This window comes from Rugamonas aquatica (assembly GCF_009380215.1).
GTDB classification, from domain to species: Bacteria; Pseudomonadota; Gammaproteobacteria; order Burkholderiales; family Burkholderiaceae_D; genus Rugamonas; species Rugamonas aquatica_B.
Window position 1 is genome coordinate 1 of record NZ_WHUG01000052.1, and the last position, 342, is coordinate 342.

Genomic DNA, 342 nt, shown 5'->3' on the forward strand with positions numbered 1-342 from the left:
GCGGCGATGTCGGTGGTCGACAGCGCGTTGAACTGGTTCGAGCTGAGGGCGCCGAACTGGTTCGAGCTCATCGCAACGATCTGGTCGGTGGTCAGCACGGCCAGGTTGGCGGTGGTCATCGCGCTGATCTGGGCGGTGCTCAGTTGCTGGAACTGGTCGGTGCTCAGGGCGGCGGTCTGGTTGGTGGTCAAGGCAGCGATGGCGGCGGTTTTCAGCGCGCCGATATCGTTGGTCTCGATGGCGGCGATCTGGCCGCTGCTCATGCCGGCGATCTGGGCGCTGGTCAGCGCGCCGATCTGGGCCGAACCCAAGGCGACGATCTGGTCGGTGGTCAGCGCCTTG

1 protein-coding gene is annotated in these 342 nt (G+C 66.1%); it reads right to left on the minus strand.

The genetic code is table 11. The annotated features are described in order from the left end of the window. Nucleotides 1-342, minus strand: a 342-nt coding sequence (locus GEV02_RS33910; RefSeq protein WP_152841920.1) for a hypothetical protein, incomplete at both ends; no start/stop codon positions are given.